The following is a 21,162-nucleotide window of genomic DNA, read 5'->3' as shown; positions in this document are numbered from 1 at the left end:
GTAGACAGAAGCACCGTACGGCGATACCTGGCGATAAGCAGGGAAGAATTCATCAGGAAACAGAACTCTCATCGCAGACATAAGTTGAAACTTGGAAAATATGAGGAATATGTGCGCGGAACCCTGGAAGAATATCCGTATATATCTGCTGCCAGGATACATGACTGGCTCAGGGAATGTTATCCGGACTTCCCTCAAGTATGCGGCAAGACCGTATTTAACTTTGTCGGACGCATAAGGGAAAAATACGGTATCGGGAAGAACTCGGACGGCAGGGTTCGTCGGGATTATGAGAAACAGCCGGATACACCTTACGGGGAATATGCGCAGGCTGACTTTGGTGAGAAATGGATACCTGTTGGAAACGGAAGTAACGTGAAAGTTTACTTCTTTGCAATAGTCCTTTCACGTTCCCGGCAAAAGTTCATCCATTTCAGTCGCCGGCCTTTTGATACGGAACTTGCAGTATACGCACATGAACTTGCTTTCCAGTATTTCGGCGGAAAGCCCCGCAAAATAATCTATGACCAGGACAGGGTACTTATATCAAGAGAGAATTTGGGAGATCTGGTGCTGACAACAAAATTCCAATCATTCGTAAAGGAGCAGCATTTCCTGCCTGTATTCTGTCGAAAAGCGGACCCGGAATCGAAAGGAAAGGTGGAGAATGTAGTCAAGTATGTAAAAGGCAACTTTCTCTCAGGGAGACTTTTTTATAACATAGACAGGCTTAATGAAGAAGCACGCCTTTGGTTGGAAAGGACCGGGAATGGAAAGGAACATGGAACCACCCGTCTGATTCCCAACCGGGAGTTTATCGTGGAGAAAAATTTCATGATGCCTTATTATGGAACTCCGCAACCGCCGCAGGAGTACATGACCGAATACCATGTACGTAAAGACAATACGGTACAGTATCGGGGAAACTACTACAGTGTTCCTTCAGGAACCTACCGGAGTGGAGAAACAACAGTATGGCTACAAGAAGCTGAAGGCTGTCTGGAACTGTACAGTAAAGATACGGGAAAACTTCTGGGCAGGCATCCTCTTAACATGGGAAGAGGGAAGATCATATATGATGAAAAACATCGGAGGGCCAGAAATGCCGGTACACAGAAATTGGCGGAACGCATCCTTATATATGTATCTTATAACAAGGAAGTCGCCTTATGGCTGGAAAATCTGCGCCGGCGAAAGGAACGCTACTACAGGAGTAACCTGGAAGTAATCCTGCGTAGTATTCCGAGCTATGACGGACATACGCTGGTCGAAGCCATACGCATGTGTCTGGACCGGGGCATCTATAATGGGGAGTCGGTTAGGAATCTATGCGAGTGTGTGCGTAGAAACTCCGGAGAGATACCGGAAAATGGCAGCACTTATATTTCACAACCACCGAGCATGCATCCACCGTTTCAAACCGGAATGATGCAGTCTTACAAAGATATTTTCACGAATCATGATAAAACGTAAAAAAGAACTGGTCGAATATGCACGACGTCTGAAACTGGCAAGTCTGGCTGAACACATGACAGAGATTATACATGAGGCACAAGAAAAGCAGCCTACCTATTCGGAGTTTCTGTTTTCCTGCCTTGCAAAAGAAGTAGGTGAAAGGGACCGGAAAAGCTTTCTTTCACGAATAAAAGTGGCCGGACTCCCTGCCAGGCATACTTTGGATGAGTATGATTTCAACCGGACAGAAGGACTGGACGGCAGACAACTTCGGGAGTTGCGTGAGCTCACGTGGATGAGCAGGGCATACAATCTCCTCCTGGTAGGAGGTCCCGGAACCGGAAAGACATTCATTGCATCCGGGCTCGTTCATGAGGCGGTGAAAGAAGGATACAATGCTGCCTTGATAAGCCTGGAAGATCTGCTCGTCTGTCTGAAGACAAAGGATGTTTCCCGACATGCTATGAAGACCTATAAAAGGATAATGAAAGCCCGGTTGCTGGCAATTGATAATGTCACATTATATCCTTTGAAGAGAGAAGATATGCTGCTATTGTTCAAGCTGGTTAACACCCTTCAGGAAAAAGTGTCACTCATTATTATTGCGAACAGGGGACTGGCGGAGTGGTTGGAGGAACTGGGAGATGAAGCGGTGGCTGCTGCCTTACTTGACAGGTTGCTCTACTGTTGTGAAGTAATCAATCTCTCAGGAAAGAGTTATCGTTTGGAGAATAGGAAAACAATTTTTAGCAATCAGACATAGGGCATTGCTATATAAAAAGAGTTAATTAATATAAACTAGCAAAGTTGTAAAAGTGGGATATATTAAATTACATAAAAATGAGGTGTGTAAATTTGCAAGGTACATCTAAAGCATTGTATTTCAATAGAACAACTATTTACTTTTCATATATAGATCTATTATTTTAATATAAATAATAAATATTTTGGGTGTAAAATTTGTAGTTTTCATAAAAAAACGTACCTTTGCACCGCAATTAAGGATGGTTCCGTAGCTCAGCTGGATAGAGCAACGCCCTTCTAAGGCGTGGGTCTTGCGTTCGAATCGCAACGGAATCACAAAGAAAAACCGCAAATAGCTAAAAAATAAGCATTTGCGGTTTTCTTATTTTTAAAAATGTCCGCATTTTGTCCTCATAATGGGTCAGCCCAAAATTTTATCCCTCTTTGTTTACGTAAAATAACACTTGTTACTACTCTCGTAAAAAACTCAAAAAAGGTAAAAAGGTTTTGCTTCTACGCTTTAGGCAACTAACTTTGAAATATCAATATTAAAATAATAAAAGCATATGAAAAAATTAATCTTATCTCTTGCACTTTGTTGTGCAGCTACTAATTTCTTTGCGCAGAATGCTGATCCGGCACAATTGGTTAACGAAGGTAAAGCTGCACTTGAATCTAAAAATTATCAGGTTGCATTTACAAAATTCAGCACCTATCTGACACAAACCAACAATCAAGATTCGGTAATTGCTTTTAACTGTGGCGTTTGCGCTGATAAAATTAAGAAACCGGCTGAAGCTTTGAAATATTTTGATATAGCTGTACAGAAAAAGTATAACTTGGCAAATGCTTATATAGGCAAGGCAGGTGCATTGAAAGATTTGAAGAAAAATGATGAATATGTTGCCACTTTGAAAGAAGGTCTGGAGGCTGTACCCGGTAATAAGACATTAACTAAGTTGTATGCCACATATTATGTGAATCAAGGTATTTTAGCACAGAGAGCTAAGAAAAATAGTGCAGCAGAAGATGCTTTTAAACAAGCTCTTGAGATTCAGCCGAATAATGTTAATGCTCTCAATAGTTTAGGTACATTACTTTACAGTCAGGGTGCTACTACGTTGAAAACTGACGCTGAAAAGGCAAAAGTAGAATTTAAAGAAGCAAAAGAATATTTGGAAAAACTTATTCCTCTGCTTTCTCCGAGTAAACCGGCTCAGAAAAAGATGATAGACAATGCCAATACAATGTTGAATTTTATAAATACTCAATTATAAAATTCATATATAATACAGAAAAGAGGCAGACCAAAATGGCACACCCTTTTTTCGGACACAACTTTTGTGATTAGGAAAAATAGTTGATTGATAACGAGTTAGTAAATGACACAAGTACGGATTTATCCGTATAAACATTATTTCGCTAAGGAAACTACTCTTTTCATGTAGGTTTCTATGTAGGTTAATTAATACCAATTGATTCCTACTAATGCGAATTAATAATAAGTCATTAACTAACTCGTTATCAGTCTATGTACACGATTAACATCAGGGGTAAGCAGAACCCGAAAGACACCAAGATGGTCAAGCTGGAGATAATTTTCTTCAAGACCGGTTACGCCCGTGTGCCGAAGGTTATAAACATCACAGGGCTATTAAAAGACTGGGATGTCAAGTCTCAGAGTTTCCGTGTAGGGAGTGCGGAGGCCACTACCAAGAACAAACTGCTTTTCGATTTGCGAACCAAATATCTGCATGTCGCCGATACCTGGGAGATGGAAGGCAGGAACTGGTCGCCCGTCCAGCTATCACATTGCTTCGATGAAATCAAGGCGGCCAAACCCGAGGTCAAAGTAAAGAGTGTCCAGCAGATGATCGATTATCTTGAAGAGACATTCAAAAACAAGAAACGCATCAAGAACGGTCAGATTGTCGACAGCACGACCAATGCTAAACGGTATGTCTATCTCAAGCGTGAACTGCAGGCGTTTACAAAGGAAAAATATGAAAAAGCCTTTTCCTCTTATTTCTTTACGGATATTACAGAAGAGTTTCTTCTTGACTTTGCGTTTTGGCTTAAAGAAAGAGGTATCAGAAATGGCAACAAGGCCGGACTTACACACAAACTAAGGTTGCTCCGTGCCGTATGCAGGCAGGCAGAAAAGAAAGAGATGTACGGGGTGAATATGGATAACTTCCTCTGTCTCGGTGATGATATTAATTGGCCGGAAACCACTTCAAGAGCAGTTCCGGAAACAGTCATAGCTAAAATCGCAAATGTTGACCGTACCTTGTTTACGAAAAAAGAGCAGTTGCATCTTGATTTGTTCCTGTTCAGCTACTATACCGGAGGTATGGCGAATGTCGATGTATGTAACCTGACATGGGATTTGGTCCAGGAAGACCGCATCGTCTATGAACGTATCAAGTTTCCCAAAACAGCCAAACCGGAATTACTCAGTAAAGCAAAAGCCATCATGAATAAATACCGTGGGCAAAGTTATGGAAATTATGTATTTCCTGTTTTTACTCATAAACACACGACCACTTCCAAGAAGACTACACGTGTCAAGCAAATTTCCACACGCCTTTCACAAACCTTGACGAAAGCATGCAAGATGCTGCGCATTAAAGAAAACATCACATGGTATTCCGCCCGTGGCTCTTTCATATCGAAGATGGTAGATGCCGGTAATAATCCGTATGTGGTTGCAGAGATGGCTGGTAACAGCCCATTGACCATCTATAAGCATTACTACAAGAATACAAAGCGGGAAGAAATCAAGCGGCAGATGGAAGAAATGTTCTGACCAGACATATCCATAAAGTTGTAAACACCTTGACAATTTCTCTGATGGATAAATCATACGGTGTAATGGCTGTTAAAAGTCATTGATTACCAATGTGATATTTGCAATATTGACAAAATCGCTCTTATTCTCGATTATTTTCATTACCTTTGTGGTCAATAACTTAAATAGAATTTATATGAAAGAATTGGTTTCAAAAATACAGGAAGTATATGCTACATTCTCCACGGATGCGGCACTTCAGATTGAAAAAGGCAACAAGGCCGCAGGGACCCGTGCCCGTAAGACCTCGTTGGAACTGGAAAAACTGATGAAAGAGTTTCGTAAGCTTTCCTTGGAAGAGTCTAAAAAATAACCTTTACACGTCCGGTCGTTATCACATAATGGCCGGTTCTTCTGCAGATGCGGCATAAAAACCATATTGGCAGAACGACATAATAAAATACGGAAAGCGTTAGCTTTTGTCATGCACCGAAATCTGGTAAATTTCACTTATCCGCAGGACAAACAGTTTTCGCCTATGCTTTTGCGTGGGCTTAACTTGTTTGCGGATAGGTTTACCAGAACCTCGGTGCTACGGGTTATGTCCCACGCTTTTTGGTCTTGGTACATTGAATGCTTGACGGGACTCAAGCCAAATACGGAGATATTATGAACGACATGAATCTGATGGATGAACTTTTGAAAATTCCTGCTGATGCAACTGCCGCCACCGTACAAGGCATAGAAATGCTGCTTATCGATGAAAACAAGGCGGGGGCTTTATTGGAGTCGGATCCTAATGACAACACCATCCACGAATGCCTTTTAAGCAACGGCCGTTTCCTGTTCCAATCGGACAATACCAACCTCGTTGCCCTGTATAAAGTAACAGGAGCATCTGAATAACGCTCCTGTTGCATATAATCACCTTATTTGTCTGATTTCATCCTTCCTGCAAAGGCTTTTGACGGTTTGAATGCCGGGATATTGTGGGCAGGCACTATTATCGTGGTATTCCTGCTTATGTTGCGTGCTGTCTTTTCCGCACGGTGTTTGATGATAAAAGAACCGAAGCCGCGAAGATAAACCTCCTCGCCGTTTATCATGGAAGACTTTACGCTATCCATGAATCCTTCGACAACTTGTAACACGACCTGCTTCTCCAGACCGGTCTGCGTTGCTATTTCCCTGACGATATCCGCTTTTGTCATATTAACTCTTGATTAAATACTGTCAATCCGTTCACAAAGATACATCATTTCCTGAAATATCCTCCTTTTACAAACACATATAATAAACATTAGCCGGCGTCCGTCTCTACTCTTTCGATACAAATAGTATCGAAGTATGAAGCTGACACTCAACCGCAAATTCAAAGGTCAGACCTATACCATAGGCGACCTGTCCATCGACGGCAAATTTTTCTGTAATACCATCGAAGATGCCGTGAGGGAACTTCCGGCAACCTGTCCGGATACTCCTCGCGGCCGTTCCTGTACCTGCAAGGAAAAGGTCTATTCCAAGACCGCCATTCCTGCCGGGACTTATAAAGTTACCCTTCAGTACAGCCCCAAGTACAAGAAAAAAATGCCATATCTGCACGATGTACCTCATTTCCTCGGCATCCTGATCCATTCAGGCAACACCGAGGGAGATTCCGCCGGTTGTATCATCGTGGGAAAGAATACGGTCAAGGGAAAAGTTTTGGAATCCCGTACTACATTCCAAAAACTGTATGCCATGCTCGAGTCCGAAAGGGACATAACCATTCAGATTATATAAATCGAATGGCGGTCAACAGGCTCAAACCACCCAGAAACCTGCGCATCGAGTTCAAACCGTCCCCACGGCAGTATGAACTCTGGAAACTGTTGCAACCGAACTATTGTCCCCATTGTGGCGGGGAGATCGAGCAAATCCTTATCGGTTATGACCAGCAAGGCAACCCTCAGTACAGACCTCAATGCAGGCATTGCAAGTCGCAGAACCTGCCGCAGCTGATACTGGGAGGCGGAGCGGCCGGCGGCGGAAAATCGTATATCGGCAGCGTTTGGCTGGTGTCTTCATGTATTCGGTTCGAGAATATCCGTGCGGTGGTGGCCCGTAAGACACTCAAGTCGTTAAAGGAATCGACATGGAACACCATCAAGTCGATTCTGAAGGACTGGGGACTGAAAGAGGATACAAACTACAAGATAAACAACCTCGAAGGCACGCTCACATTCTGGAATGACTCGGTCATCATCATGAAGGAGATGGCGGATATCCCCAGCGACCCCAACTTCGAGCGTTTCGGCTCTTCGGAATATACCATCGCCATGGTGGATGAGGTGTCGGAAATCTCGGAACGGGCCGTCGAAGTACTGTTCTCCCGTCTCCGCTGGAGAACCCATGAGACATTCAAGACCCCGAGAATGCTGCTCACCACCAATCCGACGATTAACTGGGTGCGTTCCCGCTTCGTGCAGGACGAAAACGGAGACAAGGTCATCTGCCGCGAGGGTGAAGCGTATATACCTTTTTCCGTGTTTGACAACCCGAATATCGCTTTCCGTCAGGTGTACGAGGCGGCCCTGAACAAGATCCGGGACCAGGCGACAAAGGAACGCCTGCTCTATGGCAACTGGGATTTCGTGGAAGCCAACGATATGGCGATTTATAACAGTTTCGACGGCTCCCGGCATCTCGTTACCGGACTGAAAGAAAAAGCATACGATCCGACCAAGCCGCTCATCACGGTGTGGGACTTCAATGTTGCCCCCCAAATGTCGGTGCTCTCCGCACAAATAGACTATGAAAACAGGAAGGTCTATATACTGGAAGAGATACTCGGCAAGCCGGAGGAAAAGGAGAACAACACACCTGCGTTGGCACGGAAAGTACGCTTAAAACTTTACCGGGACAAGCATATTGGCGGAGTGGATGTGACCGGTGACCCTTCCGGGTTACAACGCTCCACCACCAACGAGGACGGCATCAACAACTATACCATCATCACGGACACTTTCGGCAGAGGAATCCTGCGACCGAAGGTAAAGCTGTTACGCAAGCAGCCTCCGCAGGCTACACGGTGCGAGTTCGTCAACGAGGTATTCGGGGGCTATGAAGGCTGGGAGATACAAATCGATATCAAATGTCGCAAACTTACCCAGGATCTGATTTACCAGCTTCGTAACGAGGACGGTACCAAGAGCAAACAGAAGACCACCGACCCGAAAACCGGTGTCAAATATGAACGGTATGGACACTTGTCCGACTGCCTTGACTACCTGCTCTGTTACTACCTGCGCGACAGCTGGTACAAGTTCAAGAGCGGAGGCGACGGGAACGGGTATGTGGTCTCCACATCGGTAATTCAGGAAGGATTTTCATACTAATAACGGAACAAGGATATGTACAGACGGTTTCTCAATAATGACGACTATCTTGGGATAATTACTCCGGAAGCACTAGCACAACTCACGCGGGGCAATGATGCACGATTCATCCAGGCGGAAGAATCGGCGGAGATGAGCATTGTGGAATATTTGTCAGAGAACTACGAGATTGAAAAGGAACTTGCAAAAGGAAAATATATCGCCGAATACGACCATCGAATTACCTATCCCGTGGGTGTGCATGTCTATTTCGAGGGACAAATCCATGAGGTGATACGCTCCGTCAGCGGCTATCGCAAGCCGGCAACGGCAATCTATTGGGAAGAGTGTTCCGATATCCACGTCGATGCGGGACAAGTTGTAAATTACTCCCAGTTCAACACCTATTATCCGGGTGATAAAGTAAACTACAACGGTGTTGTCTATATTTGCCTTGCCGAAAACGGGTACAAGTTCGATGATATCCGTATCCCGATGGTCGGCGGTTGGATCGAGACGGAAGTCACGTTATGGCAGCCTGTCGAGTATCCTCTGTGGTCAGTCGTTGAATATGAAGGGGCGTTCTATACTTTGATGACGCTTGACTGTTTCGATTGCAATCTTGACCCTATGGTGTCCGACTGTTGGGGAGCCATAGCCGATTACGATTCATCATACAATGCCTACGAATTGTCGGAACACGAATATGTAGTTTATGACGGACGGGTATTTTACCCGGAAACGGATGTGAACGCGGACACGCCGCAAGTCGGTCTAAACCTATCATTACACGATCCACGAAACTACAACCTCAAGAAGCATATGGTTCGATTGGCTATCTACGAGCTCACGAAACTCATTGCCCCGAATAATGTCAGTGTTGTCCGTATGCGCGATTACGAGGACAGCATGAAATGGCTTAATGATGCCGCCAAATTGCGACTTAATCCACAAATCCCCCGTAAAGTCGATGACACGAAAAAGCCGGTTACCGATTGGCAACTGGCTACTTTCCAAACAGATTATGACCCGTATCGAAACCCGTGGCTGACCTAAATAACAGTAAATACCGCTACCGGATTTGTTGTCGTAGTCTTTACCATGAACAAGAAACGAAATTACTGCTTGTTTGTTAGTTCCGTTTCCACAAGAGCCCCCCTGAACGGGTGGTAAGTTCCTTGTAATATGCCGCCAAAAGAAGATATAAATTTGGCCTTTTAGAATAATCCAATCTGCTATATTCCTTACTGCCTTTGCGGTATTTAATAATCTCAAGACATTGAATAATTATTTACTTGTTTTTGTGCCCGTTGGATTTAGGTTTGAATAAGGCATGAAGTCTTATCACGCACACCAACAATGTTTCATAATCAACATGAAAGTAGAGGCGTTCATCTTTCAGACTACATTGAAAGTGAATCCGATAGCGGCATGAAACGGTTCTCCCTACAGGACGGGCAGATGAGCAACTGCATGCTCTCTGCCCGTTTTCTATGGTACAAGGCAATTATAATAAAGCCATTTTTATTTTTCCCTGAAAAAAGTGTCGGTTATTTCATTGCAGAACAAAACATTTTTCTAATTTTGTATTTGAAGAAGTATTCACTCTAATAAACTGATATGTATGACAATGGATACATTGTAAAATGTCGCTCGATTTTAACAAATGATATTTGTTTGAGCGAAGCTTCGCATAAAGCGGACGTTTTTCTTGTGTGCATTAGTTACCTTACATATTCCCTTAAAAAGTGTATTAATAATTTGGCAGTGTGGAAAATTCGTGTAAACACACACACACACACACACACACACACACACACACACACACAATTATCGCGCGTCAATATATAATAAAACATTTAATTTACAATGGATTACCGGAATCAATTATCCGGGGTTATCCTTGTCTTACGACAAAAGTTCCTATAAATACTCATCCTCTGCCATATTGTCTCAAAAAAGGCAGGATATTTTTATGGTCCGACGGTACTGGGGAGCGTTCTCTGCGCCCGAATATCGTCGGTTTTTTGTTTCCACCCATAACAGTCTGAAATCTCTTTTAGTGTTTAAGTATCTATGATTGGAATATATGGAAATAAACAAACCATGCCTGAATCCCAGAAAAAAGAACTTTTTTCCGCAGGTATTACCTATATGGTAAGTGGCGAATATGCCTTTGCCTTCTCCTGTTTCACGCAGGCAGGAAAGTCTGACCTGCCGACACTTTACAACAAGGCGTTATGCTACTACTACCTTTCTCTGTATAATGACTGCCGTTCCCTGCTGTTGGAAGCGGAGAGGCTGCTGCCACCGTTAACGGAACGTCTGCCGGAAAACCTGCCGGAAGCCGTCCTCCGCTGGGAATACGAAAAAAGCCCTGCCGGTTGTCCCATGCCGGAGGATGCTCCCGATAACCTCGCCGCCGTACAACTGTTGAGGCTGAAAGCGAAAGTGTCGGCCAGACTGCACCTGCACACGGAGGTGCGGACTATCCACGCCCGTTTGGGCAATAAATATCAACACATTGAAGAACTGATAAAAAACATACAACCATGAAATACAGTGACATATACAGACTTTATTCGACAAGTCAGCCGAAGGATGCAATTCATCAGGCGCTCCGGGAAGTGCCCGTCGATGACAGCGACGAACAGTACGAAGACCGTTCTCCGTTGCATCTTGCCTGCCAGTATGGAGACACGGAGGGGGTCAAGATACTTCTTGAACGTGATGCCGAACCCAACACGAAGGATGCAAACGGTTCCACCCCGATTCATATCCTCGGCAGAACCAGTGCCGGCTGTGCAGATGAAGACAAACTGAAAGAAATAGCCGTCATGCTCATAGAACAAGGAGCGAATATACCGCGTTCGGCCAAGAATACGACGGCCCTTATCGAGTGCATAAGGAACCGTCATTTCAAGATGGCGGAAGCGATCATAGATTCCGGAGCACGCGTCAACTCAACCGACCTTAACGGCGAGAACGTGCTTTTCGGTTTTTGTGCCGCTTCAGGCGACATCAGAAGGGATATCCGGTTCGCGAAAAAGGAACTGGACGAATCCGTACAATACCGTTACCCCGAAAACAAGATAGAGGAAATCAGGAGCAGGATTGCAAGGCTGGAGGATGATGGCGAAACCGCCTACCGACTTGCCAGAAGGCTTGTTGAAGAAGACAAGGCCGATCCGGAAGACAAGTCAAACAGTGGAAAGACAGCCTGGGATGCCGCCATAGAGAACAAGGCGATGAAGATCGCGGCCTTCCTTTCCGGAAGCGACCCCGATGTTGACGAACTTTCGGCCTTGCACGGCAACATGGACATATTCCAGGCTATGTACATGAAGGATATGGAGGCACTGGATGCCATTCTGCGTTCGGGTGCAGACCTGCAGACGGTGTGTGAGCACAAGGATATGTATGACTTTGAAAGCAAGTCGCCCCTCGCTTGTGCGTTCAGTTGGTTTGACAGCATACAGGATGCTCCGGCCATGATTCTGAACGGCGGAGCGAATCCGAATTACCGTTTCCCGAATGAAGAGACGGCTTTTTCGGTATGGGTGAGTAAGGACTATTTCTGCAAGGATACCGAGGTTTACAAGGGGCTGCTTGACCTGATGAAGGAAAAAGGCTGGAATCCCGAGCTTCCTGTTGATACGGAAGGCAACACGGCACTTGCCCTTTCCTGCCGCCATACCGGCTACAGGTTGGGTAAAACGGCATTCGGTTGGCTGCTCAAGGGAAAGGCCGACCCCAACGCCGCCAATCTTTCCGGCCAAACTCCCATGATGATTCTCTTCGGTGGTCATAAGGCGAACGAAAAATATGTGCCTTACGGCTGGTCAGCCGGTTCTGACGACCCCACGGAAATCCTCGAAAAGCTTCTCGAAGCCGGAGCTGACGTGAACAAGACGGACAACCGGGGAAACACCCTCCTGCATTATGTGGCGGCATGTTGTCGTGACAGCATGGCACAGAAAGCGATTGAACTCCTGCTGGACTTCAAGCTGCCTGACGTAAATGCCGTAAACAATGAAGGCAAAACGGCCATGGACGTGGCGGCAGACTACAACAATGACAATCTCGTAAGACTATTATTGAAATATTCTTAAACAAAGATATATGGACAACAACCAGACATTTCTCAATGCTTGCCGAAACGGGCAGAAAAGCATTGTCCAGATATTCCTGAAAAAGGGAGGAATTGACATCAACAAAAGGGATCAGGAAGGAAACACTGCTCTTTATTATGCCTGTCAGAAAGGTTACAGGGACATAGTGGCTCTGCTTCTTGACAACGATGCCGACGCGTCATGTATCAACAACCGTTCCGAAAGCCCGCTCCACGCGGCGGCACGGAGCGGCAACAAGGAAATCCTCGGGAAGCTGCTCCAGAAGGGGGTCGACATCAACGTGACGGACAATGAAGGACGAACCCCGCTAATATGCCTGCTTGACAACAAGCGTACAGATGCCGCCCTTTTCCTGATGGATCAGGGAGCCGATACGGAGGTCGCCGATGCCTCCGGCCACAAGGCCATCGACTATGCCACAGCCCACGGGCTGCGGGAAGTGGTCGCCCGACTCTCGTGCGGGAATGACCGGGATGCACGTGGCAACACCCCGCTTCATCAGGCCGTGTATAACGGACAGGGTGAAATTGTCCGCACGCTGCTCCTGTCAGACAAGTCCATGCTTGACTCGACGAATGACGGCGGAGAGACTCCGCTGATACTCGCCTGTATGCAGGGGAATCTTGTCATGGTCAACCTTCTTCTCGGGACCGGAGCCGATCCCGGCAAAGCTATGCTGAGCGGCAATGCCCCGATACATTACGCGGCCATTTCAGGTAACCGCTTTATAGGCGAGGCTCTGCTGAAGGCCAAAGCTGCGGTTGACGCACAGAATGACAACGGGGAAACCCCGCTTATTCTTGCAGCCAAGGAGGGCCACAACGATTTTGTGTCCGTCCTGCTTGAATTTCACGCGAATGTTAGCATCTCAGACAACCTCCAGCACACCGCCCTGTACTATGCAGGAGAGCGCGGCTTCAACGAAATCGTGGAAAAACTTCTTGAAAACGGAGCGGAATAAACAGGTAAGATATTCATTAACAAATTTAATATTAGAAAGATATGGCAGAAGAAACCAAGAAGACACCTCAGACACCCGAGGAAATCGCAAGAGAAGCACAGGCTCAGGCCATGAAAGCAGCACTGGAACAGGCGCAAGCCTTGTATGGCAACGTACCCGGATTTGAAGGCACCGACCTGATGAAGATGCATGAAAAGCTGATGCAGGACTCGGCCGAGATGTTCCCGGGAGTTGCGGAGGCACAGGCATACCAGGCAAAGATGATGGCAGAATCCGCCCAGGATCCCGAGGCGATAATGGAGACCTACAGCAAAAACATCGAGTTCGCAGGGAACATGATGCAGCAGGCAATGAATGCCGGATTCATGCCGGAAGGTTTACCGGATTTCTCGGACGGTTTTGACGTATATGCAGGTTGGGAAATCACCCGCAAGGGCGACAACAGCCTGACACCTGAACAGAACAGACTTCTGGCTTATGGGGCACCTCTGTTCCTATACAACGATGACAACGTGGACTCCCTTGAAAGTACAGCAGGCACGGACACCCTTAAGGAAATGCTTGAGGAATGGTGGGAAGTTACTGACAGGAAGAGTGCCCTGGAGACCATCTCATGGCTGCTGAACGAAGGCCAACATGCCGGTGCGGATCCGGCCTTGACTGAAATCCGCCAGCGTGGAATCGAGGCCATCACCGAGGAAGAAAAGGCGGACGAGGACAGCAAGATCGGCGATGCGTTCACGATAGCTGAATTTGTAATGGGAGTAAATGAAACGACGGAAGCGGACCTGCCCGAAACCGTGCTGGCATGGGACCTTGTACGTGCCGTGAACATGGCCCGTTGGGCTTTCATCTGCGGCTACATCAATGAAGACGAAATGTGGGAAGCCATCAGAACCACTGCCGGCATAGCCAAGGAATCCTTCAATTCGTGGGAAGAATACGGCAACAGCTTTGCCGTGGGACGCGGAATATGGAGAGGCGAAACAGATGACTACGAGACTGCGGATGAAGTCGTGGGAGCGCTTCTCAATAAAGAAGATTCCCCTTGGAAGGCAATCGAATGGTAGAATCCGAAAAAAATAGGATCAACAATATCTTAAAAGTTTTACGATTATGGCACTTTTCAAAAATGCAGCAACAGAATGGGAGAAAACCATGACAGAGAATGATCTTGACCAAATGGAAGCACAAGGTCTTGACGTAAGTAAATACAGGGAGAAACTGGCCGCACGGCGTGCAAAGGAGGCCGAAGAAGCCAAGCGAGACAGGGAACTGTACAAGAACCCGACACAGCTTGACAAGATGAAACCGTACATGCAGACGCCACGCAGTTCTGAGACCGAGTTCTTCAAGAAACTTGCAGGAAAGGCACCATGGCTGGGCAAAAGCAAGTGGTTGAGAAAATTCACGGAAGGATATATCGTTTACGCGGGGATTGTCAGTGCCCCGGCAGAGGCGTGGAAAGGCGTGAAGCACAAGGACGACTCTTTCCATGGTATTGGCATATACGCACTGGACAAGGGACACATGAACGATGTGGAATGGCTGAAGAGAGTGATGGAAAAGCTGCGCAACATGTGTGAAGGCAGGCAGCCGGTAGCTCCCGGATGTGAGGGCGTAGTCAGTCTTGCCAAGGAGGAGGACTGCTGGTCAACCGTGAAACTGAGTGGTGAAATCGTGGAAGGCGCCGATGTGGAAGTAAGGAAACTTGTCCTTTATTACAAGGAACTTCCCCAAGGCTATCTTCCTTCAGACGGCATCGTCCCCCACTTCTACTGGGAAGGGACAATCAGAGTCATACCGGCTGAATTGTATGTCTAAATCCATCTGAAAATATGATTATAGCCGTTATATGTATTATCGTGGTACTGCTCATAATTATTTTATGGGCAGTATTCACTAACAACAGCCTTATTGCAAAGAAGAACCGGGTCAAGCAATGCAGAAGCGGTATCTGCGTGGTCCTCAAACAGAGGAATAACCTGATCCCCAATCTTGTCGCATCCGTAAAGGCATACATGGGGCACGAGAATGAGATTCTCACCCGCATTGCCGATTTGCGGTCAAGGGCTTCGAACGCTACAGAGTCCGAGCAGATAAAAAGCGGTACGGAAATGTCCTCGCTTCTGTCAAGACTGAATGTGGCGGTGGAAGACTACCCGGAGCTGAAGGCGAACCAGCAGTTCCTTCATCTTCAGGTCCAGATCGAGGACATGGAGAATGAGCTGCAGGCAATCCGGCGCACCTACAATGCCGCTGCTACCGATTATAACAATTACATTGAAATGTTTCCGTCGTCGATAATCGCATCCTGGCGCAAGCATGAGCAGCAGGAGTTGATAGAGTTCCCGGAAAGTGAGATCAAGGAAGTGAAAGTGGGAGAATTATTCAAGTAAAGCATGGAAGAAAGTCAGAATATAGATTTCAAGGGCATTTCCCTTCACATGAAGAAAGAGATGTCCCGTATCAGGATGCTCCGGATTGTGTTCCGCATCCTGACCTCCATTGTCTATCTGTGTACCGTCGTGTGGTTCGGTTTCTGTATCTTCGGCGGATTCCTCGTGGACCGTACTGACTATGAGACTTCCGTCACCACGGGAAAATACCTCATGATAGGCTTTGCCGTATTTTTTGTACTTCATTTCGCATTCATGAAATGTTTTGCCGCGCTGAACAAGAGGGAAACCTACACGATGGCCCACATCATCTACCTGCTGTTCCCGGGAGCAAGGTACAATCCTTCCGGTTCCATACAGCCGAAAGTCTTTGCGGACAGCCGCCTGTTCGGAACGGCATTGTCATCGGGCAATTCGGTAAGTTCGACCTGTTACGGCCGTCTTGACATTCCCGTCGGAAATGACATGATGACTGTCGTGGATGCCGGTGTGACTTCAGCCAATTCGAAAGATTTCTCGGCCTTCAACTTCCTTGAAGTGCCGTACCAGTATTTTATCCGTCCGATATTCGGAGTCAGGATAGAGAGCACGATGCACAGTTTCAGGGGCATGTTCGGGTGCTGCAAGCTGAACCGCACCTTCAGGGGCTACGTGATGCTGCTGCCCGACCATCTGGAAAACAAAATCGGCTACCTGGCGCAAACAATCCAGGGAATGAAGGAAAAGTACGGGGCAAAATTCGTACATTTGGAAGACCCGGAGTTCGAGAGGCATTTTGCCGTGTACGCGGATGACGAGGTGGAAGCCCGCATGGTGCTCACCCCGGCGATGATGCGGAAGCTGACCGCCCTGCGGAAATCCTTCAGCCGTGACCTGATGCTCTCCTTCAACGGGAACATGTTCTACTACGCATCCGACACTCCGGACGGTTTCTTACGTCCCGGCAGGAAGTCGCTGGATGACGAACATCTGCTGGAACAACTGTACAGGGAGGTGAACTTCTGTCTCACTGTAGAAAATGGAATCAAATAATCAACAATAATCGAAAACGAATAAAAAGAATTACAACATGAGCGAACTTAAAAATCTGTCAGCCATTCTTGAAGGAGGTGCTGTTCCGGCCGGTTATAACGGGAAAGCAATCGGCAAATTGTCTAAGACATACCTCAAACTGGAAAACCGCAAAGTAGTAAACCTCTATCCCATCAGAACCGTGATGCACGAAGACAGCCGCTATTGCCTGTATGCCTGCCCGTTGAAAGGGACTGAAATTGACGAGGCCACCCTTCAGAGCATCAAGGCTGAAGTGGATACGCTGGAAATCGGTGAAATCCGTTATGATTCCGTACAGTCCTGTGGCTATGACTATTACATAGTAGATCCTGATACAGGCCGTCATATACTGACAGGACAACGGGATATGGATTCGGTAATGGAAATAAGCGATCATTATGACGGCGTCATCCTGTTCAGCAAATCGGTATTCTCGCCAAGAAAGGCCAATCAGCTTGATTGTGCCTATGCCTTGATCGGCATTGAAAAACAGCCCAACGAGTTCAAGATAGAGGCTATTCCTAATAGCGCGATAGGCCAAGCACCTACGATACTGGAATTTGAAGCTCCGCAGGAATCGCCTGCTGTCGAAAAATACAGGTCGGCCATGACGGTCCTGTCCATAATCATCACCGCGGCTCTGCTTATCTGGTACTTTTTCATAAAATAATATCACCGAACGAATAACTTCACTAATATCCGAATATGGCTACATTCAATTATTCTTCCAAATCGTCCATCAAGGACAATCTGACTGAAATCCTTGTCGGTGCCGGACTGATAATAGTACCGGTAGTTTATCCTTTCGGTATAAAAGTCGGTACACTTCGCATCCTCGGACCGTTACCAACAGCCATCATCCTTGCCCTTGTCGGACTGTACATGCTGTTCAGAGCCTGGCGGAAGATACATAAGGCCCGCAAGTTGGCTGCCAAAAGCTGTATCATCACGGTTGACGGCGATAAGGTGACATACCCGGTCATCGTGAAAGGAACTGTAGAGATGCATTCTTTTACATTGTCGGAAATATCCAGTTCAAACTACAATTACGACGATGGCATTCTGACAATTGCTCTCACAAACGGTTCTACGGCCAAATTTGACGTTGACTTTTTTGACGGACTGCCACAGCTTAAAGAATTTGCGGCGCTCTTGAAAAAATAAACCGGTGAGATATGGAATGGTTGGATAAAATAAAGGATTTTCCGAATCTGATACAGCAGGAACCCCGCTACGGCTATCTGGTCGTGGCGGGCCTGCTTCTGATATGGCTTGTCGGTGTCATCTGTGGCTGGAAGTGGACGTATTCCCGTCCGGGTAGTACAGGAGGTAACTTCTGGATGAATCTGCTCGGTCCGAAAACTTTCCGGTTCTGGCTGGGAGTGATTCTTGCCGTCGGGATAGGACTGTCTCTGTACCTGTTCTCTATTTCCGGCAAATAGCTGAGTGCTCTTTCCCGGATGCCACCTGTAAACTTAAAAAGTGATTGAGTATGAAAACAATTCCAATTATAACCTTCTTCCTGTGCACGGTGATGTATGCCCATGCACAGCTTAACATCGTTCCCAAGAACGATGGACTGAAAGAGTACACGGTGACAAATGCCCACCCCTATGACAGCCTGACGAACGTGGAGAAGCGGAGTTTCACTTCCCTTCCGGGACAGACCCTGTACATGCATGGGGTAAAAAATGACAGGAACGGCTACTGGGATGCTTTCTACACGGTCAATTTCCTTACCGGGGATGACCGGACGGTGTACAAGGCGGTCAACATCAGTACCACCCCTGCTAAAGAGGTGGTGGGGAAATATTACGAGGTAGTGAAGGTCTGGACAAAGACAGACTACCTGTCGGCTGGATGCTGCCTGCTGCTCCGTGAAAAAGAAAGCGGTGATGAGATGTATTACAACCCATTCAGGTATCCGCTGAGCATGACCTGTATAGGGTATTATGAGAAACTGAAACGCTTTGTCGGACAGACATTCCTGTCACTTGCCAAGGCCGTCGAGACCGAGGACGGTCAGGTAATCACCCCGGCTGAAGGTGCGGAGTACCGTTGTGTGGACATCGGCCTGAAGATGAACAGTGACGGGGCGTTTCTGCTGATGGAAGGTGCTGACGGTGTCCGTGTGGAAGCATTTCCTATAGGCGGTGACGAGGTGTACGAGTTTGTAAGCACGGCACGTATCGGCCAGCTGGAAAAACGGTACGGCGAGAAATACGGGAAGCTGATTGCCTTCCGCAAGGTCGATACCGGCATGACGAGGGAAATGGTCATCGCCGCGTGGGGCGAACCATACCACAAATCGGAAGTCAAGAAGGAAGGCAGGACTCTGGAGACATTGCGCTTTTCCGACAACCGCTATGTTGAACTGCTTGACGGGGAAGTACAGTATGTGCGCATCTATTGAACGGAGCGCAACCTTTATCTGTAAAGTCACAGACAGGGCCTGCATTTATCGTATATTAACAGATGAAAGTACCAAGGAATCAGGGTAAAATACCTATCTTGCGCAAGAATCTTCAATAATTGACGACTCAAAAAGAAAGAACTATATGGAAAAGGATAATATCAAAGGATGCTTTGTCTCGTCCGTGTTGCTTTCACAAAATCAATGGGACAAGAAACAGTTCATCCATGACTTCAAGGAAGACTGGGGAATCGTCCTTACTGATGACGACGACAACGGTGACGTACTTGTCGGAATGTTCAGCGGCATGACATTGGCAATAGCCATCATGCCCGGTCCCGTACCCAACGGAGAAGCGGAACACTATGCACAGGGCAACTACCTGTGGAAAGATGCAACAGAAGTGGCACGACAACACGAGGCACATATCCTCGTATCCGTGACCGGAGACCAATCCAACCTGCTGGAGAGGGCCAAACTGTTCACCAGAGCCACGTCTTCCTGCCTGAAACAGTCCTACGCTACAGCGGTATATACCGACGGCATGGTATTCCAACCCGAATTTTACGGGGATATGGCCGCACTCCTGCAAGAAGATGAACTGCCCGTCATGGACTGGGTATGGTTCGGCATCTACCGCACACAGAAAGGAATCCCCGGCATCTATACCTACGGACTGAGAAAATTCGGGAAAGAGGAAATCGAAGTGTATGCCCCTGCCGATCTGAGTGACATCCGTGATTTCCTAATGGACATCGTGCATTATATCCTGTCGGATGATGTCACCTTGCAGGACGGGGAAACCATAGGATTCTCCGAAGAACAGAAACTTGCCATCACGCTTAGCGAAGGCATCGCTTTGGACGGCATGACATTGAAACTTGAATATCCGGACGAATGAGAAAGGCAAAGGGAAACATAAGAAAAATGCTTGCGGCCATCGTTCTCACGCTGCTGTGCGGGTCTGCCTTCGCACAGCGGATCGTGGAATCCGGTGACTTGCGAATCATTACAGACGAACAGCGTGGGACAGCCGTCCATTACCTGAAGGACGGGAAACGGCCGTTATCGGGCGAGTACCGTATTCTGCGGGGACAGAACGAGGAAAGCGTGCATTTCTCCAAGGGGGTGATGCAGGGCGAGTACAGGCGTTTCCGCAACGGCAGCCTGCGGGAAAAGGGCAAGTATACCGACGGCAGACGGCATGGTCTGTTCGTTTCCTATCATCAGGACGGAAAGACACCGCAACGGGAAGCACCCATGCAGTACGGAAAGATAGACGGTACGGTAAGGACATGGTTCAGCGACGGGAAGCCGGACATGGTTCAGGAATATAGGCAGGGCAAGCGGAACGGCAAGGAACAACGCTTTGACCCGAAAAGCGGCAAGCAGATCTACGAGGCAAACTATACCGACGACCGGAAAGAGGGAAAACAATGGGAAATCAGCGAGGATACCACCGAGGGATGGATCAGCAAAACCGTCAGCCACTATAAGAACGGCGAACTGGACGGCCCCTACGAATACACGGCCCACCTACATGGCAAGCTGTACGCCTACAAATCCGGCTCGTACAAGAACGGCTACAAGCACGGTTCGTGGAAAGAAATCGACCGGGACGATATCGCAGTCCAAGGCGAATACACCGAGGGACGCGAGACGGGACACTGGATACGATATGATATCATAAGCGGAGAAATCCTGAACGAGTGGGACCGGTAAAATTTAAAAAACATGGAAATATATACTCCAAAACCCAAAATCAAACTTTCTCCTGTGGTAAGAAACGGGAGAGAATTTGTCGAAGTGACTTTCGGTAATGACAATGACATCCGCTTGTCGCTGTCGAAGGAAGAA

At 47.1% G+C, this 21,162-nt stretch carries 23 protein-coding genes, 1 tRNA gene and 1 pseudogene; 24 read left to right on the top strand and 1 reads right to left on the bottom strand.

Annotated features, from left to right (window positions below; all coding sequences use genetic code 11):
• The 7 genes from istA to AB5903_RS18960 all read left to right on the top strand — a co-directional run.
• Window positions 1-1,473 (top strand): IS21 family transposase (gene istA, locus AB5903_RS18990; protein ID WP_368118110.1); only part of this gene is annotated, 1,473 nt, incomplete at its 5' end.
• Window positions 1,460-2,218 carry an IS21-like element helper ATPase IstB gene (istB, locus tag AB5903_RS18985; protein ID WP_016662403.1) on the top strand — a complete coding sequence of 253 codons (759 nt, stop codon included), beginning with the start codon at window positions 1,460-1,462 and terminating at the stop codon, window positions 2,216-2,218. The genes istA and istB, both read left to right, overlap by 14 nt.
• Before the next feature lie 243 nt (window positions 2,219-2,461).
• Window positions 2,462-2,535 (top strand) — tRNA-Arg (locus AB5903_RS18980).
• 230 nt (window positions 2,536-2,765) lie between these two features.
• Window positions 2,766-3,476 carry a tetratricopeptide repeat protein gene (locus AB5903_RS18975; RefSeq protein WP_005654037.1) on the top strand — a complete coding sequence of 237 codons (711 nt, stop codon included), beginning with the start codon at window positions 2,766-2,768 and terminating at the stop codon, window positions 3,474-3,476.
• Between the two features lie 254 nt (window positions 3,477-3,730).
• On the top strand, window positions 3,731-5,008 hold the full coding sequence (locus AB5903_RS18970) for a phage integrase SAM-like domain-containing protein (protein ID WP_004293508.1): 1,278 nt from the start codon (window positions 3,731-3,733) through the stop codon (window positions 5,006-5,008).
• A 178-nt stretch (window positions 5,009-5,186) separates the two neighbouring features.
• Complete coding sequence (locus AB5903_RS18965; RefSeq protein WP_009316604.1) at window positions 5,187-5,363, top strand: histone H1; 177 nt, start codon at window positions 5,187-5,189, stop codon at window positions 5,361-5,363.
• A 296-nt stretch (window positions 5,364-5,659) separates the two neighbouring features.
• Complete coding sequence (locus tag AB5903_RS18960) at window positions 5,660-5,896, top strand: hypothetical protein (RefSeq protein ID WP_009316603.1); 237 nt, start codon at window positions 5,660-5,662, stop codon at window positions 5,894-5,896.
• 23 nt (window positions 5,897-5,919) lie between these two features.
• Here AB5903_RS18960 and AB5903_RS18955 read toward each other — a convergent pair whose 3' ends face one another.
• Window positions 5,920-6,201 carry an HU family DNA-binding protein gene (locus AB5903_RS18955; RefSeq protein ID WP_008142902.1) on the bottom strand — a complete coding sequence of 94 codons (282 nt, stop codon included), beginning with the start codon at window positions 6,199-6,201 and terminating at the stop codon, window positions 5,920-5,922.
• A 136-nt stretch (window positions 6,202-6,337) separates the two neighbouring features.
• Between AB5903_RS18955 and AB5903_RS18950 the strand changes: the two genes are divergently transcribed.
• The 17 genes and pseudogenes from AB5903_RS18950 to AB5903_RS18870 all read left to right on the top strand — a co-directional run.
• A complete protein-coding gene (locus AB5903_RS18950; RefSeq protein ID WP_009316602.1) occupies window positions 6,338-6,772 on the top strand; it encodes a DUF5675 family protein in 435 nt (144 codons plus the stop codon).
• 5 nt (window positions 6,773-6,777) lie between these two features.
• Window positions 6,778-8,367, top strand: a complete 1,590-nt coding sequence (locus AB5903_RS18945; protein WP_004303996.1) for a phage terminase large subunit — start codon at window positions 6,778-6,780, stop codon at window positions 8,365-8,367.
• Window positions 8,368-8,382: 15 nt separating this feature from the next.
• A complete protein-coding gene (locus AB5903_RS18940; protein ID WP_009316601.1) occupies window positions 8,383-9,402 on the top strand; it encodes a hypothetical protein in 1,020 nt (339 codons plus the stop codon).
• Window positions 9,403-10,452: 1,050 nt separating this feature from the next.
• The gene (locus tag AB5903_RS18935; protein ID WP_009316599.1) at window positions 10,453-10,902 is read left to right on the top strand and encodes a hypothetical protein; all 450 of its coding nucleotides are present in this window, start codon (window positions 10,453-10,455) and stop codon (window positions 10,900-10,902) included.
• A complete protein-coding gene (locus tag AB5903_RS18930) occupies window positions 10,899-12,458 on the top strand; it encodes an ankyrin repeat domain-containing protein (RefSeq protein WP_009316598.1) in 1,560 nt (519 codons plus the stop codon). Before AB5903_RS18935 ends, AB5903_RS18930 begins: the two co-directional genes overlap by 4 nt.
• A gap of 10 nt (window positions 12,459-12,468) precedes the next feature.
• Window positions 12,469-13,440, top strand: coding sequence for an ankyrin repeat domain-containing protein (locus AB5903_RS18925; protein WP_118399419.1), 972 nt, complete (start codon window positions 12,469-12,471; stop codon window positions 13,438-13,440).
• A 41-nt stretch (window positions 13,441-13,481) separates the two neighbouring features.
• Window positions 13,482-14,510 carry a DUF1266 domain-containing protein gene (locus tag AB5903_RS18920; RefSeq protein WP_009316596.1) on the top strand — a complete coding sequence of 343 codons (1,029 nt, stop codon included), beginning with the start codon at window positions 13,482-13,484 and terminating at the stop codon, window positions 14,508-14,510.
• Between the two features lie 46 nt (window positions 14,511-14,556).
• Window positions 14,557-15,264 (top strand): hypothetical protein, encoded by a 708-nt coding sequence (locus AB5903_RS18915; RefSeq protein ID WP_018665638.1) that lies wholly within the window; start codon window positions 14,557-14,559, stop codon window positions 15,262-15,264.
• 14 nt (window positions 15,265-15,278) lie between these two features.
• Window positions 15,279-15,839 carry a LemA family protein gene (locus tag AB5903_RS18910; protein WP_009316594.1) on the top strand — a complete coding sequence of 187 codons (561 nt, stop codon included), beginning with the start codon at window positions 15,279-15,281 and terminating at the stop codon, window positions 15,837-15,839.
• Window positions 15,840-15,842: 3 nt separating this feature from the next.
• Window positions 15,843-16,871, top strand: a complete 1,029-nt coding sequence (locus tag AB5903_RS18905) for a DUF3137 domain-containing protein (RefSeq protein ID WP_004328545.1) — start codon at window positions 15,843-15,845, stop codon at window positions 16,869-16,871.
• A 37-nt stretch (window positions 16,872-16,908) separates the two neighbouring features.
• Window positions 16,909-17,562: a hypothetical protein gene (locus AB5903_RS18900; RefSeq protein ID WP_004328544.1), complete on the top strand. Its 654-nt coding sequence runs from the start codon at window positions 16,909-16,911 to the stop codon at window positions 17,560-17,562.
• 35 nt (window positions 17,563-17,597) lie between these two features.
• Window positions 17,598-18,056, top strand: a complete 459-nt coding sequence (locus tag AB5903_RS18895) for a hypothetical protein (protein WP_368118109.1) — start codon at window positions 17,598-17,600, stop codon at window positions 18,054-18,056.
• A gap of 11 nt (window positions 18,057-18,067) precedes the next feature.
• On the top strand, window positions 18,068-18,334 hold the full coding sequence (locus AB5903_RS18890; protein ID WP_004328542.1) for an immunity 17 family protein: 267 nt from the start codon (window positions 18,068-18,070) through the stop codon (window positions 18,332-18,334).
• Window positions 18,335-18,384: 50 nt separating this feature from the next.
• Window positions 18,385-19,305 carry a hypothetical protein gene (locus AB5903_RS18885; RefSeq protein WP_117709737.1) on the top strand — a complete coding sequence of 307 codons (921 nt, stop codon included), beginning with the start codon at window positions 18,385-18,387 and terminating at the stop codon, window positions 19,303-19,305.
• 145 nt (window positions 19,306-19,450) lie between these two features.
• On the top strand, window positions 19,451-20,206 hold the full coding sequence (locus tag AB5903_RS18880) for a DUF4261 domain-containing protein (protein ID WP_117709738.1): 756 nt from the start codon (window positions 19,451-19,453) through the stop codon (window positions 20,204-20,206).
• Complete coding sequence (locus tag AB5903_RS18875; RefSeq protein ID WP_117709739.1) at window positions 20,203-21,027, top strand: toxin-antitoxin system YwqK family antitoxin; 825 nt, start codon at window positions 20,203-20,205, stop codon at window positions 21,025-21,027. Before AB5903_RS18880 ends, AB5903_RS18875 begins: the two co-directional genes overlap by 4 nt.
• A gap of 12 nt (window positions 21,028-21,039) precedes the next feature.
• A pseudogene (locus AB5903_RS18870) lies at window positions 21,040-21,162 on the top strand (integrase); the annotation flags it as partial.

Origin of the sequence: Bacteroides sp. 2201st1_D9_2201SCRN_220225, assembly GCF_040928965.1 — a bacterium.
In the GTDB taxonomy this organism is placed as follows: domain Bacteria; phylum Bacteroidota; class Bacteroidia; order Bacteroidales; family Bacteroidaceae; genus Bacteroides; species Bacteroides stercoris.
The sequence above is the reverse complement of the archived record's forward strand: the minus strand, read 5'-3'. Positions and strand labels throughout refer to the sequence as shown.

Coding starts and splice junctions, on each gene's coding strand:
- istB (WP_016662403.1), top strand. CDS start 1,460: ATGATAAAACGTAAAAAAGAACTGGTCGAATATGCACGACGTCTGAAA.
- AB5903_RS18975 (WP_005654037.1), top strand. CDS start 2,766: ATGAAAAAATTAATCTTATCTCTTGCACTTTGTTGTGCAGCTACTAAT.
- AB5903_RS18970 (WP_004293508.1), top strand. CDS start 3,731: ATGTACACGATTAACATCAGGGGTAAGCAGAACCCGAAAGACACCAAG.
- AB5903_RS18965 (WP_009316604.1), top strand. CDS start 5,187: ATGAAAGAATTGGTTTCAAAAATACAGGAAGTATATGCTACATTCTCC.
- AB5903_RS18960 (WP_009316603.1), top strand. CDS start 5,660: ATGAACGACATGAATCTGATGGATGAACTTTTGAAAATTCCTGCTGAT.
- AB5903_RS18955 (WP_008142902.1), bottom strand. CDS start 6,201: ATGACAAAAGCGGATATCGTCAGGGAAATAGCAACGCAGACCGGTCTG.
- AB5903_RS18950 (WP_009316602.1), top strand. CDS start 6,338: ATGAAGCTGACACTCAACCGCAAATTCAAAGGTCAGACCTATACCATA.
- AB5903_RS18945 (WP_004303996.1), top strand. CDS start 6,778: ATGGCGGTCAACAGGCTCAAACCACCCAGAAACCTGCGCATCGAGTTC.
- AB5903_RS18940 (WP_009316601.1), top strand. CDS start 8,383: ATGTACAGACGGTTTCTCAATAATGACGACTATCTTGGGATAATTACT.
- AB5903_RS18935 (WP_009316599.1), top strand. CDS start 10,453: ATGCCTGAATCCCAGAAAAAAGAACTTTTTTCCGCAGGTATTACCTAT.
- AB5903_RS18930 (WP_009316598.1), top strand. CDS start 10,899: ATGAAATACAGTGACATATACAGACTTTATTCGACAAGTCAGCCGAAG.
- AB5903_RS18925 (WP_118399419.1), top strand. CDS start 12,469: ATGGACAACAACCAGACATTTCTCAATGCTTGCCGAAACGGGCAGAAA.
- AB5903_RS18920 (WP_009316596.1), top strand. CDS start 13,482: ATGGCAGAAGAAACCAAGAAGACACCTCAGACACCCGAGGAAATCGCA.
- AB5903_RS18915 (WP_018665638.1), top strand. CDS start 14,557: ATGGCACTTTTCAAAAATGCAGCAACAGAATGGGAGAAAACCATGACA.
- AB5903_RS18910 (WP_009316594.1), top strand. CDS start 15,279: ATGATTATAGCCGTTATATGTATTATCGTGGTACTGCTCATAATTATT.
- AB5903_RS18905 (WP_004328545.1), top strand. CDS start 15,843: ATGGAAGAAAGTCAGAATATAGATTTCAAGGGCATTTCCCTTCACATG.
- AB5903_RS18900 (WP_004328544.1), top strand. CDS start 16,909: ATGAGCGAACTTAAAAATCTGTCAGCCATTCTTGAAGGAGGTGCTGTT.
- AB5903_RS18895 (WP_368118109.1), top strand. CDS start 17,598: ATGGCTACATTCAATTATTCTTCCAAATCGTCCATCAAGGACAATCTG.
- AB5903_RS18890 (WP_004328542.1), top strand. CDS start 18,068: ATGGAATGGTTGGATAAAATAAAGGATTTTCCGAATCTGATACAGCAG.
- AB5903_RS18885 (WP_117709737.1), top strand. CDS start 18,385: ATGAAAACAATTCCAATTATAACCTTCTTCCTGTGCACGGTGATGTAT.
- AB5903_RS18880 (WP_117709738.1), top strand. CDS start 19,451: ATGGAAAAGGATAATATCAAAGGATGCTTTGTCTCGTCCGTGTTGCTT.
- AB5903_RS18875 (WP_117709739.1), top strand. CDS start 20,203: ATGAGAAAGGCAAAGGGAAACATAAGAAAAATGCTTGCGGCCATCGTT.